The sequence below is a fragment of the Planotetraspora mira genome, assembly GCF_016863275.1.
In the GTDB taxonomy this organism is placed as follows: Bacteria; Actinomycetota; Actinomycetes; order Streptosporangiales; family Streptosporangiaceae; genus Planotetraspora; species Planotetraspora mira.
This window is the reverse complement of sequence record NZ_BOOO01000003.1, coordinates 11,812-30,018: the sequence shown is the minus strand read 5'-3', so window position 1 is coordinate 30,018 and position 18,207 is coordinate 11,812. Positions and strand designations below refer to the sequence as shown.

The window sequence follows — 18,207 nt, the reverse complement described above, 5'->3', positions numbered from 1 at the left end:
ATGTTTACCCGGCGCACGATCAGCCCCTGATCACGACGGCGTTGTATGTACGCCACGGAGCGGCTCGCGGTTTCACGGCCGGCCCATGCCGGCGCTAACGAGGTAAATCAGGGGACGTCGAGATTGAGGATGAACAGGCCGCCGACGGTCCGGTCCGCGTTGAAGGTGAAACGGGCCTTCATCTCACCGGCCTCGAACTCCAGTGGGATGTCCACCACGGTCAGGTCGCCCTGGGCGCGGACCAGCGGCTCGTCGGTCCGTTCCAGGGTCCCGACAGTGCCGACGACCTGTGCCCAGGCGGCCGCCAACTCCGTGGCGGACAGGGCCGCGCTCATCGTCGCGTCGAAGTCCGCGACGACCTGCTCGTACCGGCCTTCGGTCCAGTCGGCGAGCAGGGCGGTGGCGCGGCCGGCCGCGTCGGTCTGTGCCGTGTTGCTCATGGGTGCTCCCGTTCGGGGGTCGATGGGTTTGCCGAAACGCTGAAAAGCGGCCTGCCGGCTGACTCCGAGGAGATCGCCGAGCTCCTGCCAGGTGTGACCCGCTGCCCGGGCCCGCTCCACGCAGACCCGCAACGTCACACCCGACAGCGCGTCCAGTTGCTGCGCCAGCCGGACGGTGGCCAGCTCGCCGGGTGCCCCCGCCTCTTGCTTCGCCACCTCGGCCAGATGCCGGGCGCTTCGCGCCACCTGTTCGGCGAGTTCACCGAGCCGCTCGTCCATACGTGTAAACGTAGCCTTTACGTCGAGCGCGTCAAGGTTTGGTTTACACGCTCTAGGCGTCGTCACACAGACGGCATCCGAACTCCCCCTGGCAGATGAGGTGCCTGGGGCAGAGCGTCAGCAGATCCGGTGGCGGAGCTTTCCGCCAGTCGCCCCAGCTCGGCCTCTCGACCGGCACGGGCGTGAACCCGGTCAGCATCGCCCGATAGGTGCCGAGGGATCCGGCGACGTATGGAGGGTCGTAGCGGAGCCGATCCCAGCCGTGGCGTCCGCTCGCCATGTCGATCATCGCGAGGAAGAACGCCTTCTCCGCCGCCCAGTCGGCGGTCCATGGAACTTCGCCGAGGTCGAATCCGAAGAATCCCCGGCTGTGGCGAATGCCCGTCGGCGAAATGCAGCACGAGGTTCTGCTGCCAGGGCGTCTCGGCGAGGATGCAGCCCGCCAGGGTGAGCACGTCGAGGAAGACGTCGGTGCCGCCGTTGGACAGGGACAGCTCCTCCGGCTCAGACGACGAACCGTACGCGGTGAAGCTGTTCCCCACGCCGATCATGCTCCGTTCAGGAAGTCGAGCAGGAGGCGGTTGACCTGGTCGGGTGCCTCCAGTTGCAGCCAGTGCCCGGCTCCTTCGACCCGCTCGTAGCGCCACGGGCCGGCCACGAAGGCGGCTGAGCCGGTCATGCCGGCCTCGGCCAGCGCGAAGTCGCCGGTGCTCCACACGCCCATGGTGGGCGCCTGGATCGGCGGCAGTTGGGGGGGAGGGGAGACCAGCGATTCCGGGGGAACGTTCGCGCGGTACAGGCCGAGGCTCGCACTCAACGCCTCGGGAACGCGCAGCCGGGCCACCACCGCCTCGTGGTCGGGGTGGTGCGCCCACTCGCGGAAGTTGCGGAAATCGTCCTGGGAGAGCCAGCGCTCGGCGATCCCGGGGAACTGGAACAGCAGCATGTACCAGGACTTCTGCCGCTGGACCAGACCGGCCGCCGCGAACGCCGTGGGATGGCCGACCGACATGCAGGTGAGGCTGGCGACGCGCTCGGGCATCAGCGCGGCCATGGCCCACGCGATCGCCGCCCCCCAGTCATGGGCGATGAGGTGAACCTTCGGCACCTGAAGACGGTCCAGCAGCGCCGCCTGGTCGCCGACCAGCCGCATCACCCGGTACTCCTCGACGGTGCCGGGCTTATCGGAGTCGCCCAGCCCGCGCAGGTCCGGGGCGATCGTCCGGTATCCGGCCGCCGTGAGGGCGGCCACCTGGTTTCGCCACAGGTCATGGGTGTCAGGCCAGCCGTGCAGAAGCAGGACCGGCGCGCCCTGCCCCGTGTCGGCCACATTGATGCCGATGCCGTCAAGGTCGATTCGCATCCCGGCCTCCTTCGGTGTCATCCCGCAGGACGAGTGTTTCAGGGAATGCGTTGTTTGCCTGCTAGACGAATTCGTCCTCGTGGGGTTTCCGGATGATCTAAGGTCGGCCCGTGACGCTCGACGAGGTGCCTGATACCCGGCAGGACACGAGATCCGGGCGATCGAGGTGGCTGTGGTTCACCACCCCGGCTGCATTCGCGGCGGCGCTGACATTGGTCGCCTCCGCCCCTCCGGGCGGTCATTTTCTCGGCACCCTTGCCGCTCTCGGGGCATGGCTGTTCGCGGGTGTGTGGTGGCTGATTCTTCTCGTCGGATCCGCCACCCGGGCCGCCAAATTGCACGCGTGGCCGCCCATCATCGGCGTTCTGACCGCCGTTCTCGTAATCATCGGAGTGCCGACGCGCGTCGCGTTCCTCGTCTCCGAACCGGCGCTGGTCGAATACGCCGAGTCGCTTCCGGCCGGCGAGGATCACATTTTCGTGGGCCGGTTCGTCGGAGTGTTCTCCATCAGTGATGTCCAGCGGTCCGGGGGCGCTGTGATCTTCGACGTGGACGGTGTCGGCGGAATGCTTGAGCAGTGCGGATTCGCCTACACGCCGGGTGGCCGGGTGCAGGACCTCCCGGTCTCCACCGCCGACCACCTGACGGGCGACTGGTACGCGACCTGCACCGACTTCGACTAGACGCCCGCTAGCCCTCGACGAGGGTGAAGGCGGCGCTTGCCCGGACCTCGCCGTTGACGACGATCTCGAGCACGCGGGGACCGGGAGGCTCGGTCCTGGTCGTGACCGGCCGGAACGAATGGGATTTGGTCACCGTGAAGCGCTGCCCCGAAGCGGTGGCGACGCGCTCGCCGAGGTGGAAGATCCTCCGCGAACCGTCACGACGCACGGCGTACTTGAGCACCACGGGGCCCGGGGAGTCGGCGCGGACCGTGACCGTGAACGGCAGTCGCTCGCCCACCGCCACCTCGGTGCCGTCGAGGGCCAGCGACTCGACCGCCCCGCTGCCGGGGACGGCGCCCATCAGCGACAGCGCCTCCGGATGCCCGGAGCGGATCAGGCCGCGCATGGCATGACGGACGACCCGCTCGACATGGGAGCCCCCCTCGGTCCGCCATCGGCCCAGCAGGTCGATCGCCACCTCGGGGTGATCCTTCGCGAGATCGTTGACGTGGTTGGCCACCGAGCGCCGGACGTATTCGCTCGGGTCGTCGCGGAGCAGGTCGAGGATGGGCAGGGTGGGCCCCGGCGACATCAGCCAGCGGACGCGTGAACCCCACGGCAGCCGGGGGCGTGACCCCTCTGAGGCGAGTCGCCGCAGGTGCTCGTCCGCCGACCCGGCCCAGCCGTACATGATCTTCAGGGCGTCGTCCCGGTGGCGGTCGAGGAAGGGCCGGACCGCGAACTCGCCGGTGGCGTACGGGGTGAGGGCCGCCAGCGTGGCCATCGCCTCGTCCAGGTGGTCGAGCCCGCGCGTGCCGACGTAGTCGGTGGCCGGCCAGCCGCTCCACATGTCCAGCCGGACGCGTGCCGCCGCCTCCCGGAGCGCGGCGGCCGCCTCGGGAAACGGCAGCGGAAGGGCGCCGTCCAGTGCCTGCGCGACGTGCCGGACGCGGTCCTTCAGCTCCAGTCCGCCGAGACCGGTCGTGGCGGCGGACACGAAGTCGTCGCCCCGGAACGGCGCCCACGCCGCGGCCACCCCGTCGGCGAGCCGGCGCACGGACTCGAGGTTGATCATTTCCTTCAATGGTTCGGCCACAGCCGACAGGCTGCCAGGCGGTGCCGACATTTCCGCCCGTGGCTTAGAGTCCTTTTCATGACATCTGGTGATCTCAAGCTTCGGCAGGCCGAGAAGACCGATGCCGACCAGATATTCGCGCTGGCCCGTGAGTTCGCGCTGACCTTCCGGCCGGAGCGGCAGGCGTTCGACGACGCCTTCCCGCAACTGCTGGAGAACGAGGACGCCCTGCTGCTCGTGGCCACCGTCGAAGGGACAGTACGGGGCTACCTGCTGGGGTTCACCCATCTGACGCTCTTCGCCAACGGAAGGGTCGCCTGGGTCGAGGAGGCGATGCTCGAGAGCGCCTACCGGCGGCACGGCATCGGCCGCATGCTGCTGGAGGAGTTCGAGACCTGGGCCCGCTCCCGCGACGCCGGATACGTCGCCCTCGCGACCCGGCGCGCCGCGGAGTTCTACGGCGCGCTCGGGTTCGAGGTGTCGGCGACCTACTACCGGAAGATGCTCACGGTCACGAAGTGAGCTGGGCGTCCAGGCGATAGCCGTCCACGGTGACGTAGACCGCGTCGCCCGGCCGCGCGTTGAGCCGCATCAGCACCGGCTGGAGCGAGTCGAACATCGGCTGCCTGTCCCGCCAGACCAGGACGACGGCGTTGTCCCCGGGGCCGGTGACCGACAGCAGGGTGCCCGGCCGCATTCCCAGCTGGGTGGCGTACCCCTCGGGAACGGCCACCGGCTCGCCCCGGAGATGGCCGCTCGTCACGTCGATGCGCTGCCAGCGGCGCGGGTCCGAGGCGGGGCTCGGGGTGGCGCGCGGCCCGGGGACGAGATGGGGCCGCGGAGGCTGGGCCGTCAGCGCGTTGAGCGCAGCCAGAGCGGTGGCCGCGTCCGGTCCGTTGTTCGCCTGCGACGGGATGGGAACCCCGCCACGCTGAAGCTGGTGGCCGTTCGCGCCCGGTGTACGGCGGGGCAGCGGCTGAGGCTTCTCCATCGGCGCGGGCGGTGCGAACGCACGCGGGTCGGAGGCCGGGGGAATCGAGTCCAGCCACGCCCTGGCCGAATGAGCCCGGATGCCGAGCTGGCCCAGCACCTGGACGACGTCGGCGTCCGGGGGGCTGCCCGCCAGGATCTGCCGCGACTTGTCACGCAGGCCGGCGAGGTCGCCCACCACCAGCCATCCGTCCTGGAGACGGCGGTCGGGCATGAGCGTGACCAGGACCCGCCAGAGCGGCGTGCCCAGAGCGGGCACCTCGATCGGGTGGGAGGGGTCGGCGGCGATCAGCTGATCCTGGGTGGCGGCCGCGCCCAGCCACTCGGTCAGCCCGAACAGGTGGCCGGTCAGCGCCGTCGAGTCGGGGGAGCGCAGCCAGTGCAGCACCCGCTCCTCGGCGGCGCGCTGGGCCTGCGACAACGTGTCGCGGTCGACGTTCAGCTCGTGCGCGAGCGTGCGGAGGCTGACGGGCTCGGCCGCGAACAGCCGCTGGACCGCGACGGCCCGCGCCAGCGGGTCCCACTCGCGGAACAGTCCGTCGACGACTCCCACCATCGGGTGCTCGCTCGCCAGCGACGGGGGCAGGGGCGGCGGGCTCAACAGCGCCGCCGTGGGGGGCGCCTCGACCGGCGCGGGCGGAGCGGCGGCCGGCTGCGCCGGGGCGGAGGGCGCCTGGGCCGGTGGCTGCTGGACCGCTTGCTGGCTCGGCGCCTGCTGAAGCGGTGCCTGCTGAACCGGCGCCTGCGGAGCGAGTTGCTGCTGGACCGGTGCCTGCTGAACGGGTGCCTGCTGAATCGGAGTCTGCTGAACCGGTGCCTGCTGGACCGGGGCCAGCGGAGCGCGCGGGCCCGGCACCAGGGATCCGTTGGTTTCCGGCCGCCGCTGCTGCAAAGGCGGCTGCACGGACGCCTGAACCGGGGCCTGCACCGGGGACTGGACGGCCGCCTGCACCGCCGCCTCCGGCGCCGGGTGGATCAGCGGATGGCTGAAGATCTCACGGAAGAGCGTCGCCAGCACGGCCTCCGGCGCCGCGGGCGCCGACGCCGACTGGAGGTCGTGCGGGGTCAGCCTGCGCAGGCGGAACCAGCCGCCCGCGCCCTTGACGGCGGCCTGAACCGGCTCCGGCCAGCCCGGCAGGGCCAGGTCCACCGGGTGGACCTGGAGAGCCGGAAGCAGATCGGTGAGGGTCAGATGATCCCAGCGGCTCACGGCCAGCCGGGCGAGCCGCTCGCACAGCCAGTCAACACCGGTCGCCTCCAGAGCGCGCTTCAACGCGACGGAGGCCCACCAGCCGCCAGGCAGGCGAGGATCGGCCAGAATTTCGGCCACCTGCTGAGGACGGCTCCAGCGCAAAGCAGGAACCATATCGCTCAGGCAGATCGTTGACTCGGCGTCCATCTGTTAGACCGCACCCTCCCGAGAGTGACGCGTGTTGCTACTGAGGCAGCTTACGCTGGAAGCGAGCAATTGGTGTCAATCGGGTAAAGTTCCCAGCGCCTGGTCGGCCTCCCACCTCGGAGACCGCCGCCGCACCCGCCTCACAACCTTTTTTCAGAGCCTCGGCCGGAGGGATTCCGGCGAGCATCGCGGCCAGGAATCCGGCCGCGAAGGCGTCTCCCGCTCCGGTCGAGTCCACGAGATCGGCGGCGGCCGCGGGCGCCCTGCCGACCACCTGGCCGCCCACCCCGAGAAGCGCGCCTCCGGAGCCCAGCTTCACGACCGCCGTGCCGTACCGGCCGCTGAGGATCTCCGCCGCGGCCTCCGGGACGGACGCTCCGGAGAGCACGAGTGCCTCCTCCAGGTTGGGGATGACGATCCCCGCGGGTGAGGTCTCGCTGAGGAAGCGCTCGACGCCGAAGGCGCGCAGAGGACCCGTCGACGCCGGATCCACGCTCACGGTGACACCGCGCTCCGCGGCCTCGCGCATCGCGAGCCGCGCGAGCTCCAGGCCGGGTTCGGCGAACAGCGTGTACGCCGAGACGTGCAGGTGCCGTACGCCGTCGAGCAACGTGGTCGCCCAGTCGGCCACGGAGATGTGGCCGCCCGCGCCCCGGTTGGTGAGCATCGACCGCTCACCGGTCGCGTCGACCATCGCGATCACGATCGCGGTCGGCCGGTCGGGGTCCACCCGCACGTGCGGGTGGACCCCCGCCTTGACCAGTTCGGCGATGTGCCAGTCGCCGGTGTCGTAGCCGGCCCGTCCCAGGAAGCGGGTGTCCGCCCCGAGGCGGGCGGCCCAGGAGGCGGTGTTCGCCCCCGAGCCGCCCGGGCGCAGCACGATGTCGGCGGCTGTGTCCGTGCCGGTGGCGAGCGGCCGCTCGTGCAGCGCCACGACATCGGTGACGACGTCGCCGATCACGAGCAGGCCGCCCACTAGCCCTCCCGGCTGAAGGCGGCCGCGATCCGCCCCGCGAGGCCGGCGTTGCCGCGCACGGCGGCCAGGTTGGCCTCCAGCGACGCCCCGCCCGTGCCGTTCACGAGGTACTCCAGCAGGAACGGCGTGATGGCCTGCCCGGTGACCCCCTGGGTGTCGGCCGCGGCCAGCGCCTCGGCGAGCACGCGGTCGTGCAGAGCCGGGTCGAGCTGGTCGGCGACGGGCACCGGGTTGGCGACGATCAGCGCCGTCTCCGGGCCGCCGAGGGCGTCCTGCGCCCGCATGATCCCGGCGGCGTCCGACGGCGTCTCGATCCGCCAGTCGACCGGCTCGCCCGAGGTGTGCAGGTAGAAGCCGGGGAACTCCTCGGTCTGGTAACCGACGACGGTGACCTGCCGGGTCTCCAGCCGCTGCAGCGTGGCGGGCACGTCGAGGATCGACTTCACGCCGGCGCAGACGACCGTGATCCGTGTACGGCTCAGCGTGTCGAGGTCGGCCGACTCGTCCTGGACGGTGGTCCAGCCCCGGTGGACGCCGCCGAGACCTCCGGTGGCGAAGACCCGGATGCCCGCGCGCGCCGCCAGGAACGACGTCCCCGACACCGTGGTCGCACCGCTGAGCCGCAGCGCGGCGGCGGGCGCGAGGTCGCGGAAACCGAGCTTGCGCAGGCCGGGCTCGGTCGCGATCCGCTCCAGGCCCTCCTTGTCGAGGCCGATCCGCGGGACGCCGTCGAGGACCGCGATCGTGGCCGGTACGGCTCCCGCCTCGCGGACGGTCTCCTCGAGTTCGACGGCGACCCGCAGGTTCCGGGGCTGGGGCAGCCCGTGGGAGATGATGGTGGACTCCAGGGCCACGACAGGCCTGCCCTCGGCGATGGCCTCGGCGACCTCATCGGTTATGCGCATGACTCTCCTGTGTGGGGTTGGCGGAATATGTCCGCTTCGGGATATTGTGCCCGCCATGTCGCCTAGCTCGCGCTACGACGTCGTCATCGCCGGCGCCGGGCACAACGGCCTGGTCGCCGCCGCCTACCTGGCCGGGGCCGGCCGGCGGGTGCTCGTCCTCGAACGGCTCGGGCACGTCGGCGGCCTCGCCGTCTCCGCGCGGGCCTTCCCCGGCGTCGACGCGCGGTTGTCGCGCTACTCCTACCTGGTCAGCCTGCTGCCGACGAAGATCGTCAAGGATCTCGGGCTCGGGGTGGAGCTGCGCCACCGGCGCTTCGCCTCCTACACCCCGGTCGGCGACACCGGGCTCCTCGTCGACAACGGCGACGCCGGCCGCACGGCCGCCTCCTTCGCCGCGGTCACGGGCGGAACCGGAGACCTCGAGGCCTGGCGGCGCTTCTACCGGATGACGGCCCACGTGGCCGGGCGCGTCGCCCCGACCCTCCTGGAGCCGCTCCGGGACCGTACGGCGCTGCGCGGCGTCGTCGGCGACGACGAGGCCTGGCGTGACCTGTTCGAGCGCCCGATCGGCGCGGTCGTCGACGAGCGGTTCGCCGACGACACCGTCCGCGGGGTGGTCCTCACCGACGCCCTCATCGGCACCTTCGCCGACCCCGACGCCGACCTGCTGGCCAACCGGTGCTTCCTCTACCACGTCATCGGGGACGGGACCGGCGACTGGAACGTCCCCGTCGGCGGGATGGGCGCGGTCACCACCTCGCTCGCCGAGATCGCCGCCCGCCGGGGCGCGGAGATCCGCACCGGCGCCGAGGTGCTGGCGATCGACCCGGACACCGGCGAGGTCACCTTCACCGACAGAGCCGACGGTGCCGACGGAGCCGAAGGTGCCGACGGGTCCGAGCATGTGGTCACGGGCGACCGCGTGCTGGCCGCCCTGCCGCCCGCCGTGCTCGCCCGGCTCCTCGGAGAGGACGTCCAGACGCCGGAGGGCGCCCAGCTCAAGGTCAACATGGTGCTGTCCCGGCTGCCCCGCCTGAAGGACCCCGCCGTCGGCCCGGCGGAGGCCTTCAGCGGCACCTTCCACATCAACGAGAGCCGTGACCAGCTCGCCGCCGCCTACGCGCAGGCGGCCGCGGGCCGGATCCCCGACCTGCCGCCCGTCGAGGTCTACTGCCACTCGCTCACCGATCCGTCGATCCTGGGGGAGTCGCTGAGGGAGTCGGGCGCGCAGACGATGACGCTGTTCGGGCTGCACATGCCCGCCCGGCTCTTCCAGGATCCGCAGGCGCGGCACGAGGCGTTGCGCCGGACCATCGCCTCCGTCGACTCCGTGCTCGCGGAGCCGATCGAGGACTGCCTGCTCCGCGCCCCTTCCGGCGAGCCGTGCCTGGAGGCGAAGACACCCGCCGACCTGGAGCGGGACGCCGGGCTCCCCGGAGGCCACATCTTCCACCGTGACCTGTCCTGGCCGTTCGCCGAGTCGGCCGACGAGGGGCCCTGGGGCGTCGAGACCCCGCATCCGCGCGTCCTGCTGTGCGCCGCCGGAGCCCGCAGGGGCGGCGGCGTCAGCGGAATCCCCGGGCACAACGCGGCAATGGCCGTTCTCGCCTGATTGCCGCCTGTTCTCGACTGAATCTCACCCCATATCGCCGTAAGGACTCTTCCTGCTGACGGCGTCGCCTCCCGCCGCGGCGGGCCGGTCGTCGTGACACTTGCCGCTGGGCCACCCGCAGGCCCATCGGGAGGAGAACGCGATGATCACCGGTACCACCGGGACGACACGCTGGGCGCGGCCGGCCCTGTGGGGTGTCCTCGCCCTCGCGGCGGTGCTCTACACCTGGGCGCTGGGCCGCAACGGCTACGCCAACGAGTACTACGCCGCGGCGGTCTACTCCGGGACCCGGAGCTGGAAGGCGTTCTTCTTCGGCGCGCTCGACGCCGGGTCGTTCATCACCGTCGACAAGCCGCCGCTCGCCCTGTGGGTGATGGGCCTTTCCGCGCGGATCTTCGGCTTCGGCCCGTGGAGCATGCTCCTGCCGCAGGCCGTCGCCGGGGTCGCCTCGGTCGCCCTGGTCCACTCGGCGGTGCTGCGCTCTCTCACCGGGGCCCAGGCCCGCGTGGCGGCGCTGATCGCGGCTCTGGTGATGACGCTGACGCCGATCACCGTGGCCATCACGCGGGACAACAACCCCGACACGATCCTCGTGCTGCTGCTCGTCACGGCGGCGTGGTTCTGCCTGGAGGCGGTCCGGACGGGCCGCCTGCGGCCCCTCCTGCTGGCGGCCGCCTTCGCGGGACTGGCGTTCAACGCCAAGATGTTGCAGGCCTACCTCGCGGTGCCCGCCCTCTGCCTCGCGTACCTGTGCGTGGCCCCGGGCGGCCTGGCCCGGCGGGTACGGCACCTGCTCGCGGCCGGGGCCGTCCTGGTGGTCTCCAGCGTCTGGTGGATGGTCCTGGTCGACCTGTGGCCCGCCTCCTCCCGGCCCTACATCGGGGGCAGCACGGACAACAGCGTCTGGGACCTCGTCATCGGCTACAACGGCATCGGCCGGATCGTGGGCCGCGGCGGCGAGACCGGCAGGTTCCCCGGCGCACCGGACGTCTCCGCGGGCGGATGGGGCGGGTTCGGCGGGACGTCCGGCGCCGGGCGGCTCTTCAACGAGTCCATGGCCGGGCAGATCTCCTGGCTGCTGCCGTTCGCGACTCTCGCCCTCGTGGCGGGGCTCCTGCTGGCCTACCGCCGCTCGCCCGTCCAGGCGGCGCTGGTCCTGTGGGGCGGCTGGCTCGTGGTCCACTTCGTCGTCTTCAGCTTCTCCCACGGCACCTTCCACCCCTACTACACGACCGCGATGGCTCCGGCGGTCTCGGCGCTGACCGGCATCGGGGCCGTCCTGCTCTGGCGGGCCCTGCGTGAGTCGCCCGCCTGGAGGTGGGTGCTGCCCGCAGGGGTGGCCCTCACCGGCGGCTGGTCGTTCGTGGTGCTCCGCCGTACGCCCGACTTCGTGCCGTGGCTGGCCTGGGCCGTCGCGGCCGCGACGGCGGTCGCCGTGGTGGGCCTGGTCATGGTGGCACGGCGGATCCTGCTCATACGGCCCGGCAGGCGGCGGCTCCTCGTGGCGACCTCGCTCGCCGGACTGTTCGCCTGTCTCGCCGGGCCGGCCTCCTACGCCCTGACTCCGCTGACCGTCTCGGTGCGCGGTGGCGATCCGACCGCCGGCCCGGCGAACCGCCGGGCGTTCTGGCCGGGCGCCATGCGGCAGGAGGGCGTCCTGTCGCGCGCGCTGACCCCCTGGACGAGGCGGAACGGAAGCGTCGCCGACGAGATGGTCGACTATCTGGAGCGCAACCAGGGCGACGCCACCTGGCTGCTGGCGGTCGGCCAGGCGCGCAACGCCTCGTCGATCATCCTGTCCACGGGGAGGCCCGTCCTCGCGATGGGAGGCTTCAACGGCCGCGATCCCGCGATGACCCTCGACAAGCTGAAGGAGTACGCCTCCGCGGGCCTGCTCAAATACGTCCTGGTCGGCGACAGGCTCAGCCCGAGGCTCACGGGAAGGGACCGGGGGGCCGGCATGAGCGCCGACCTCACCGACTGGGTCACGGGGAGCGGAACCCCGGTTGATCCCCAGGAGTACGGCGGGGCTGCCGGCGGCACGCTCTACCGGCTCGGGTGAGGCTAGGCGGGCAGGGCGGCCATGAGATAGGCCAGCCGGGCGGCGGCGTCCGGCACGTCGTCCACCGTCCCCAGCCGGTAAGCCCACGAGGTGACGAAGGCGCCCTCGTCGGAGCAGGTCACCGTCTCGTGCAGCGTCTCGCTGAAGCGGTTGCGGACCTCGACCCGGGGAGGCGTGCCGGCCATCACCCGGACCGACAGGTCGATGTGCCGGCGAGCGGCGGCGGCGAACTCCTGGATGCCGGTAACCGTGTCGACCATCGCCCGTCACCTCCCGTTCAGAGGGACAGGATTGCACGCTCCGGGAGCGGCCATCAAGCAATTGCCGCGATCAGCCCGGTGATTGTTCCCGTATCCGCTCCCGGCCGTGGTCCCGGCCGTGGTCCCGGCTGTGGTCCAGGGCGTGGTCCCGGGCGTGCTCGCGGTGCCGGCCCAGGCCCTCGTCGATGACGCCGACGATGACGGCCCTGGCGGCCTCGTGGAACGACGCCACCTCGCAGAGCTCCTCGAACGCCTGGGCGTAGAACGCCACGTCGTCGGGGTCGCGCAACAACAGGTCCTTGGTCCTCGTCGGCACTCCCACCGTGGAGTCGTTGTAGATGTAGAACGAGTTGACGAGCGCCGCCGGCAACGGCGCCTCGAACGGGATGATCCCGAACTCGACGTTCGGGAGGGTCGTGACCGCGAGCAGCCGGTCGAGTTGGCCGCGCATCACCTCGAGCGGCGCCAGACGGTAGCGCAGCGCCGACTCCGGCATGACGAAGCGGAACCGGCGGCCCGGGTCGTAGAGGATCTCCTGCCGCTGCATCCTGACCCGGATCGCGGCGTCGATGTCGTCGGTCGTGTCGTAGAGGCGGCGGACCTTGCTGAAGATGTGCCTGGCGTACTCGGCGGTCTGCAGGAGCCCGATCACCAGGCCGGGTTCGAACACTCGCAGCAGCCGGGTGCGGGACTCCAGATCCTTGACGTCCTCCTGGAGCGCGGCCAGCCCGCTCTTGTGCCGCTGCCGCCACGTGTCCTGGTGGGCCTGCAGCCCGACCGCCTGCTCGATCAGGCCGTCGAACGTCTCGGGCCCGGCCTGTACGGCCTGCGCCCAGACGACCACGTCGTCCTCCGTGGCGGTCTGCCGGGCGTTCTCGATGCGGGAGACCTTGGACGGCTGCCATCCCAGCCGCTCGGCCAGGTCCTTTCCCGACAGGTGGGCGGCCTCGCGCAATTGCCGCAGATGGACCCCCAGGTCGACGCGGGCCTGCTGGAAACCGCTCACTCCTACCTCCGGCCGTGGTGCGCTCAAAGGTAGCCCCGGCCTGAAGGATCAAGCCATAGGGAAGTCCCTATTCGTGATCAGCACGATGATCAGCACGATGATCAGTGCCGTGATCAGTGCCGCGATCAGCCGAGCACGCGCCTGGCGATCTCGACCAGGAGCTCGCGCGGGACCTCGACGGCCGTCTCCCCGTCGAGCACGTGGAGCAGGTCGGCCCGGGCGTCGTGGTCGACCAGCTCGAGACCCTGGACGACGACCGTGCCGCGGTCGGTCTCGTACAGCGAGGGACACGCCCCGGACTCCGAGGTGGAACCGAGAAACCGCAGTCGCATGGCAGTACCCCCGCATTTGAGCGCCAAGAAGAGCAATTGCGCGCAATGGTAGGACGAGCCCCGTTACCTCTGCTCCTGTATTTCAGGAAATGTCGCATTTCGGGGCGTCGATAAATGGAGGAATGGGCACGGCGACCGCTCTCAGCCGTTCCCCCAGTGCCTTCGCCTGGGCGTCGAGCAGGGGGCTGGCCGCGACGCCGCGCCCCAGCAGACCCCGCACGACGAAGTTGAGCGCGAGCAGGTTGGGCAGCGCGAACCGCTCGATCGGCAGGTCGCCGGTCTCCGGCAACAGCTCCCTGAGCCTGTCGACGGTGAGGAAGGAGCTCAGCCACGCGTACTGCTCGGCCGTACGGACCCAGACGCCGAGGTTGGCGTTGCCGCCCTTGTCGCCGGAGCGGGCCCCGGCCACCGTCCCGAGCGGCCGCACCTGGCCACCGGAGGGCTCGTCCCCGCCGTCCCGACCCGGCTGACCCGGCTCGTCTTGCCTCTCGTGCTCGTTCTGAGGCGCCTGGTCCCCGGGCACGGCCACGTGGGGGACCTCGATCCGCGTGCCGTCCACGGTCACCACGGCCCGCACGGCGTCCGCGGCGACGGACGACGGCGTGTAGACGCCGTAGGGCGAGGCGTCGCCCGGGGGAGTGAGGCCGTAGAAACCCGGATACCCCGCCAGCCCGGTCTCCACCACGGCAGAGGAGAACGCCCGGCCCGCCTTCCCCTTGTCGGCGTCCATCACCGTGATGCGGAGCAGGGCGGTGCCCGCGCCGCCGGCCGGCGGGAACATCGGGGTCAGCTCGACGTGGACCTCGTCGAAGGACTCCCTGGGCACGCGCGCCCAGACGGCCTCCTGCGCGACGCGCGCCTTGTCCTCGATGCCGAGCCCGGTGAGCACGAGCGTCATCGTGTTGCGGTAGCCGCCGAGGTGGTTGACCGCGACCTTCAGCGTGGCAGGCGGAGCCTCCCCGCGCACGCCGGAGACGAGCACACGGTCGGGGCCCTCCTGCTCCAGCCGGATCGTGTCGAACCTCGCCGTCGCGTCCGGCCCGAGATACCGCGGCGAGCCGATCTCGTAGAGCAACTGGGCCGTGACGGTGCCCACCGACACCAGGCCGCCCGTGCCGGGATGCTTGGTGATCACGCTTGACCCGTCGGCCCGCAGCTCTGCGATCGGGAACCCGCAGTGCGCCAGGTCGGGCACCTCGCCGAAGAACGCGTAGTTGCCGCCGGTCGCCTGGCAGCCGCATTCGATGATGTGTCCCGCGACCACCGATCCCGCCAGCGCGTCGAGGTCGCCGGGCTGCCAGCCGTACCACCACATCCCGGGGCCCGTCACCAGGGCGGCGTCGGTGACGCGCCCGGTCACCACGACGTCGGCGCCGTGCTCCAGCGCCACGGCGATGGGCCGGCCGCCGAGGTAGGCGTTCGCGGTGATCGGCGCGGCCGCGAGGGTCTCGCCGGTGTCGGCGTCGACGACCGGCCCGCCGAGGGGCATGAGGTCGTCGCCGGTGACGTGGGCGACCGACGCCCGCAGGCCCAGACGCCCGGCGAGCTCGGACACGGCCTCGGCGCAGGCCCGCGGATCGAGACCGCCCGCGTTCGAGACGACCTTGATGCCCCGGTCGAGGCAGGTGCCGAGGACCTGCTCCATCTGGGTGAGGAAGGTGCGGGCGTAGCCGGGACGCCCCTTGAGCCGGTTGCCCGCGAGGATCATCATGGTCAGCTCGGCCAGCCAGTCGCCGGTGAGGACGTCGATCGGGCCGCCCTCGACCATCTCCCGCGCGGCCGAGAGGCGGTCGCCGTAGAAGCCGCTGCAGTTGGCGATGCGCAGAGTCATATCCGGCTCATCTCCGGCTCAGCCCCTGCCGTCCGGCACCCAGGAGGCGGGCCGCTTCTCCATGAACGCGCGGATGCCCTCCTGGCCCTCCTCTGAGGTGAAACGCCGGGCCGACAGCTCGGCCATCCGGCGGAACCCCTCGTCGACGGGCATCCCCGGCACCTCCCGGACGAGCCGCTTGGTGATGGCCAGGGCCTCCGGGGCGCCGCGCAGCAACATGTCCGCGTAGTGCGCCACCGTGGCGTCGAGATCCTCCTCCGGCACGGCACGCGTCAGCAGGCCGATCTCGGCCGCGCGGGCGGCGGTGAAGACCTCGCCCGTCAGGAAGTACTCCGCCGCGGCCCGCGGATCGAGCCTGCGCAGAGTGGTCACCGAGATCATCGCCGGGACCACGCCCAGTCGCACCTCGCTGAACGCGAACGACGCCGTGTCCGGCGCGATGGCGAAGTCGCACGCGGCCACGAGCCCGAGGCCGCCCGCGCGCGCGGTGCCGTTCAGCCGGCAGACGACCGGCTTGGGGCTCTCCCAGATCAGGCTCATGATCTCGGGGAAGGACGTCGTGACCGGCGCGGCGCCGCGCTGCTCCTTCAGGTCGGCGCCGGAGCAGAACACGGGCCCGGCACCCGTCAGCACCGTGACGCGCACGTCCGGATCGGCGATCGCCCACGTCAGCGCGTCGTCCAACTCCTGGAGAAGCCGGGACGACAGGGCGTTGCGGTTGCGCGGCGAGTCGAGCGTGATCGTGGCCACGCCGCCCGCCTCCTCGCGGCGGACGAGCGGCTCCGTCGCCGGCTCTGACACTGGATCCGTCACTGGCTCCATCACTGCTCCCCGGCAGGTTCGGCCACCGGCGATTCCACCGGCTGCACGGGTTTGACGGCTTCCACCGGTTCCGCGGGTTCCACGGGTTCCACTGCTTCCGCGGCCGCCGGGTCCGCGGGCACAGGACCCGGGGGCGCCTGCTCCACGGGCACGGGTTCTGGGAACACCGGGTCTGGGAGCACGGAGTCCGTGGGCGTGGGGTCTGGGAGCACGGGGTCCGTGGGCGTGAGGTCTGCGGGCGCCTGCTCCGCTGCCTCCTCGATCACGGCGAGCACGGCTCCCGCCTCGACCTGCCGGCCGGGCGCGACGTTCAGGACGGACAACCTGCCGGAGGCCGAGGACACGATCCGATGCTCCATCTTCATGGCCTCGAGCACGATCACCGGCTGGCCGGCGGTCACCGTGTCGCCCTGCTCGACCTCGATCCGCAGCACCGTCCCCGGCATGGGGGCCAGCAGCGAGCCGGGCACGACCTGTTCGACCGGCTCGGGCAGGCGCTCGACCGGTGCCAGCCGTACGGGACCGAGGGGGGAGTCGACGTGCACGAGCCCCGGATAGGCGGCCACGTCGAACGCGTGCCGGAGGCCTCCCGACTCGAGCACCACCCGGCCGGGGGCCGCGGACACCAGCGTGACGCCGTCGAAGCCCTCCGCCGCGAGCCCGCCGCGGGTGAACCGGTAGGCGATCTCGACCGTCTCGCCGCCCTCGGTCAGGAAGGCCGCGCTCTGGGGCCGGGAGGCGACGTTGCGCCAGCCGCTGGGCAGGCCGCCGAGCACCCGGGCGGCGACGCGGTTGGCCGAGGCCTGCGCGAGTGCCGCGGCGAGTCCCGAGATCCGTACGGCTTCCGCGTCCGCGAGGGGGGCGGTCACCGCGTTCCGGTCGAGGAAGCCGGTGTCGAGGGCGCCCGACAGGAAATCGGGATGCCGGAGCACCGAGACCAGCAGGTCGCGATTCGTCGTGAGCCCGTGGATCTTCGTCCGGGCGAGCGCGGACGCCAGCCTGCGGGCGGCCTCCGCGCGAGTCTCGCCGTAGGAGATGATCTTGGCGAGCATGGGGTCGTAATGGACGCCGACCTCGTCGCCGGCGACGACCCCCGAGTCGAGCCGGAGCCTTCCGCCCAGCCGGAACTCGGCGTCCACCTCCGGGACGTCGAAGCGATGCAGCACGCCGCTCTGCGGGAGCCAGCCCCGCGCGGGGTCCTCGGCGTACAGACGCACCTCGATGGCGTGGCCCACCGGGCTCGGCGGCAGCCCCGCCAGCTGGGCGCCCTCGGCGATCTCCAGCTGGAGCCTGACGAGGTCCACCCCGTAGACGCACTCGGTCACCGGGTGCTCGACCTGGAGCCGCGTGTTCATCTCCAGGAAGAAGAAGCCGTTCTCCCCGAGCAGGAACTCCACGGTTCCCGCGCCCACGTAGCCGATCGCCTTCGCCACCCTGATGGCCGTGTCGCACAGCTCCCTGCGCAGCTCGGGGGAGACGGCGGGGGAGGGTGCCTCCTCGATGACCTTCTGGTGGCGGCGCTGGATCGAGCACTCCCGCTCGCCCAGCGCCCAGACGGTGCCGTGGGAGTCGGCGAGGATCTGCACCTCGATGTGCCGGGCGCCCTCGAGGAGCGGCTCGGCGAACACGGTGCCGTCCCCGAACGCCGCCAGCGCCTCCCGCTGGGCCGACTCGACGGCGGCGGGCAACTCGGCGGCGTCGCGGACGACGCGCATGCCCCGGCCGCCGCCTCCCGCCGAGGCCTTCACGAGCAGGGGGAGGTCGAGCGCGGGAAGCTCGTCAGGCGTGACGGTGACACCGGCGAGCACCGGGACCCCGGCCTCGATCATCATCGCCTTCGCCTCGATCTTGGACCCCATCGCGGCGATGGCCTCGGGAGCGGGCCCGACCCACGTCAGGCCCGCCTCCAGCACGGCCTGGGCGAACGGCGCGTTCTCCGACAGGAAGCCGTATCCGGGGTGCACCGCGTCGGCCCCCGATCGCCGGGCGGCCTCGACGATCCGCTCCGGGTCCAGGTACGCCCTCGGGTCGCCGAGCCGTACGGCGTGGTCGGCCTCGGCCACGTGCGGCGCGGACGCGTCGGCGTCGGAGTAGACGGCGACCGTCTCCACGCCCAGCTCGCGGCAGGTCCTGAAGACCCGGCGAGCGATCTCTCCCCGGTTGGCCACCAGCAATCGCCGGATCATCCCC

General features: G+C 71.8%; 17 protein-coding genes. 4 read left to right on the top strand and 13 right to left on the bottom strand.

Annotated features, from left to right (window positions below):
* Window positions 1-107: 107 nt before the first annotated feature.
* The 3 genes from Pmi06nite_RS03355 to Pmi06nite_RS03345 form a co-directional block, all read right to left on the bottom strand.
* Window positions 108-719, bottom strand: a complete 612-nt coding sequence (locus Pmi06nite_RS03355; protein ID WP_203951332.1) for a DUF3887 domain-containing protein — start codon at window positions 717-719, stop codon at window positions 108-110.
* Window positions 720-771: 52 nt separating this feature from the next.
* Window positions 772-1,008, bottom strand: a complete 237-nt coding sequence (locus Pmi06nite_RS03350) for a hypothetical protein (protein ID WP_203951331.1) — start codon at window positions 1,006-1,008, stop codon at window positions 772-774.
* A gap of 258 nt (window positions 1,009-1,266) precedes the next feature.
* Window positions 1,267-2,082 (bottom strand): alpha/beta fold hydrolase, encoded by an 816-nt coding sequence (locus tag Pmi06nite_RS03345; protein ID WP_239113571.1) that lies wholly within the window; start codon window positions 2,080-2,082, stop codon window positions 1,267-1,269.
* 110 nt (window positions 2,083-2,192) lie between these two features.
* Here Pmi06nite_RS03345 and Pmi06nite_RS03340 point away from each other — a divergent pair, with 110 nt between their 5' ends.
* On the top strand, window positions 2,193-2,765 hold the full coding sequence (locus tag Pmi06nite_RS03340) for a hypothetical protein (protein WP_203951329.1): 573 nt from the start codon (window positions 2,193-2,195) through the stop codon (window positions 2,763-2,765).
* Window positions 2,766-2,772: 7 nt separating this feature from the next.
* On the opposite strand, the gene Pmi06nite_RS03335 is transcribed toward Pmi06nite_RS03340, so the two are convergent.
* Window positions 2,773-3,843 carry a DNA alkylation repair protein gene (locus Pmi06nite_RS03335; RefSeq protein WP_203951328.1) on the bottom strand — a complete coding sequence of 357 codons (1,071 nt, stop codon included), beginning with the start codon at window positions 3,841-3,843 and terminating at the stop codon, window positions 2,773-2,775.
* 57 nt (window positions 3,844-3,900) lie between these two features.
* On the opposite strand from Pmi06nite_RS03335, the gene Pmi06nite_RS03330 reads away from it, so the two are divergent.
* Window positions 3,901-4,344 carry a GNAT family N-acetyltransferase gene (locus tag Pmi06nite_RS03330; protein ID WP_203951327.1) on the top strand — a complete coding sequence of 148 codons (444 nt, stop codon included), beginning with the start codon at window positions 3,901-3,903 and terminating at the stop codon, window positions 4,342-4,344.
* On the opposite strand, the gene Pmi06nite_RS03325 is transcribed toward Pmi06nite_RS03330, so the two are convergent.
* The 3 genes from Pmi06nite_RS03325 to Pmi06nite_RS03315 all read right to left on the bottom strand — a co-directional run bounded on the left by Pmi06nite_RS03325 (window position 4,334) and on the right by Pmi06nite_RS03315 (window position 8,092).
* Window positions 4,334-6,142: a hypothetical protein gene (locus Pmi06nite_RS03325; protein WP_203951326.1), complete on the bottom strand. Its 1,809-nt coding sequence runs from the start codon at window positions 6,140-6,142 to the stop codon at window positions 4,334-4,336. The genes Pmi06nite_RS03330 and Pmi06nite_RS03325 overlap by 11 nt on opposite strands.
* Before the next feature lie 106 nt (window positions 6,143-6,248).
* On the bottom strand, window positions 6,249-7,187 hold the full coding sequence (locus Pmi06nite_RS03320) for a carbohydrate kinase family protein (RefSeq protein WP_203951325.1): 939 nt from the start codon (window positions 7,185-7,187) through the stop codon (window positions 6,249-6,251).
* Window positions 7,187-8,092 carry a pseudouridine-5'-phosphate glycosidase gene (locus tag Pmi06nite_RS03315; protein ID WP_239113569.1) on the bottom strand — a complete coding sequence of 302 codons (906 nt, stop codon included), beginning with the start codon at window positions 8,090-8,092 and terminating at the stop codon, window positions 7,187-7,189. The genes Pmi06nite_RS03320 and Pmi06nite_RS03315 overlap by 1 nt, the downstream gene beginning before the upstream one ends.
* Before the next feature lie 55 nt (window positions 8,093-8,147).
* Here Pmi06nite_RS03315 and Pmi06nite_RS03310 point away from each other — a divergent pair, with 55 nt between their 5' ends.
* Both Pmi06nite_RS03310 and Pmi06nite_RS03305 read left to right on the top strand, forming a co-directional pair.
* Window positions 8,148-9,704, top strand: coding sequence for a phytoene desaturase family protein (locus Pmi06nite_RS03310; protein ID WP_203951323.1), 1,557 nt, complete (start codon window positions 8,148-8,150; stop codon window positions 9,702-9,704).
* 142 nt (window positions 9,705-9,846) lie between these two features.
* A complete protein-coding gene (locus Pmi06nite_RS03305) occupies window positions 9,847-11,766 on the top strand; it encodes a glycosyltransferase family 39 protein (protein WP_203951322.1) in 1,920 nt (639 codons plus the stop codon).
* A 2-nt stretch (window positions 11,767-11,768) separates the two neighbouring features.
* Here the strand turns inward: Pmi06nite_RS03305 and Pmi06nite_RS03300 are convergent, their stop codons facing one another.
* From Pmi06nite_RS03300 to Pmi06nite_RS03275, 6 genes are all read right to left on the bottom strand, one after another.
* Window positions 11,769-12,026 (bottom strand): hypothetical protein, encoded by a 258-nt coding sequence (locus Pmi06nite_RS03300; RefSeq protein ID WP_203951321.1) that lies wholly within the window; start codon window positions 12,024-12,026, stop codon window positions 11,769-11,771.
* Window positions 12,027-12,096: 70 nt separating this feature from the next.
* Window positions 12,097-13,032, bottom strand: a complete 936-nt coding sequence (locus Pmi06nite_RS03295; RefSeq protein WP_203951320.1) for a helix-turn-helix domain-containing protein — start codon at window positions 13,030-13,032, stop codon at window positions 12,097-12,099.
* Window positions 13,033-13,157: 125 nt separating this feature from the next.
* Window positions 13,158-13,364: a hypothetical protein gene (locus tag Pmi06nite_RS03290; RefSeq protein ID WP_203951319.1), complete on the bottom strand. Its 207-nt coding sequence runs from the start codon at window positions 13,362-13,364 to the stop codon at window positions 13,158-13,160.
* 82 nt (window positions 13,365-13,446) lie between these two features.
* The gene (locus Pmi06nite_RS03285; RefSeq protein WP_203951318.1) at window positions 13,447-15,195 is read right to left on the bottom strand and encodes an acyclic terpene utilization AtuA family protein; all 1,749 of its coding nucleotides are present in this window, start codon (window positions 15,193-15,195) and stop codon (window positions 13,447-13,449) included.
* Between the two features lie 18 nt (window positions 15,196-15,213).
* The gene (locus Pmi06nite_RS03280; RefSeq protein WP_203951317.1) at window positions 15,214-16,017 is read right to left on the bottom strand and encodes an enoyl-CoA hydratase-related protein; all 804 of its coding nucleotides are present in this window, start codon (window positions 16,015-16,017) and stop codon (window positions 15,214-15,216) included.
* The gene (locus Pmi06nite_RS03275) at window positions 16,017-18,203 is read right to left on the bottom strand and encodes an ATP-binding protein (protein WP_203951316.1); all 2,187 of its coding nucleotides are present in this window, start codon (window positions 18,201-18,203) and stop codon (window positions 16,017-16,019) included. The genes Pmi06nite_RS03280 and Pmi06nite_RS03275 overlap by 1 nt, the downstream gene beginning before the upstream one ends.
* Between the last annotated feature and the right edge of the window lie 4 nt (window positions 18,204-18,207).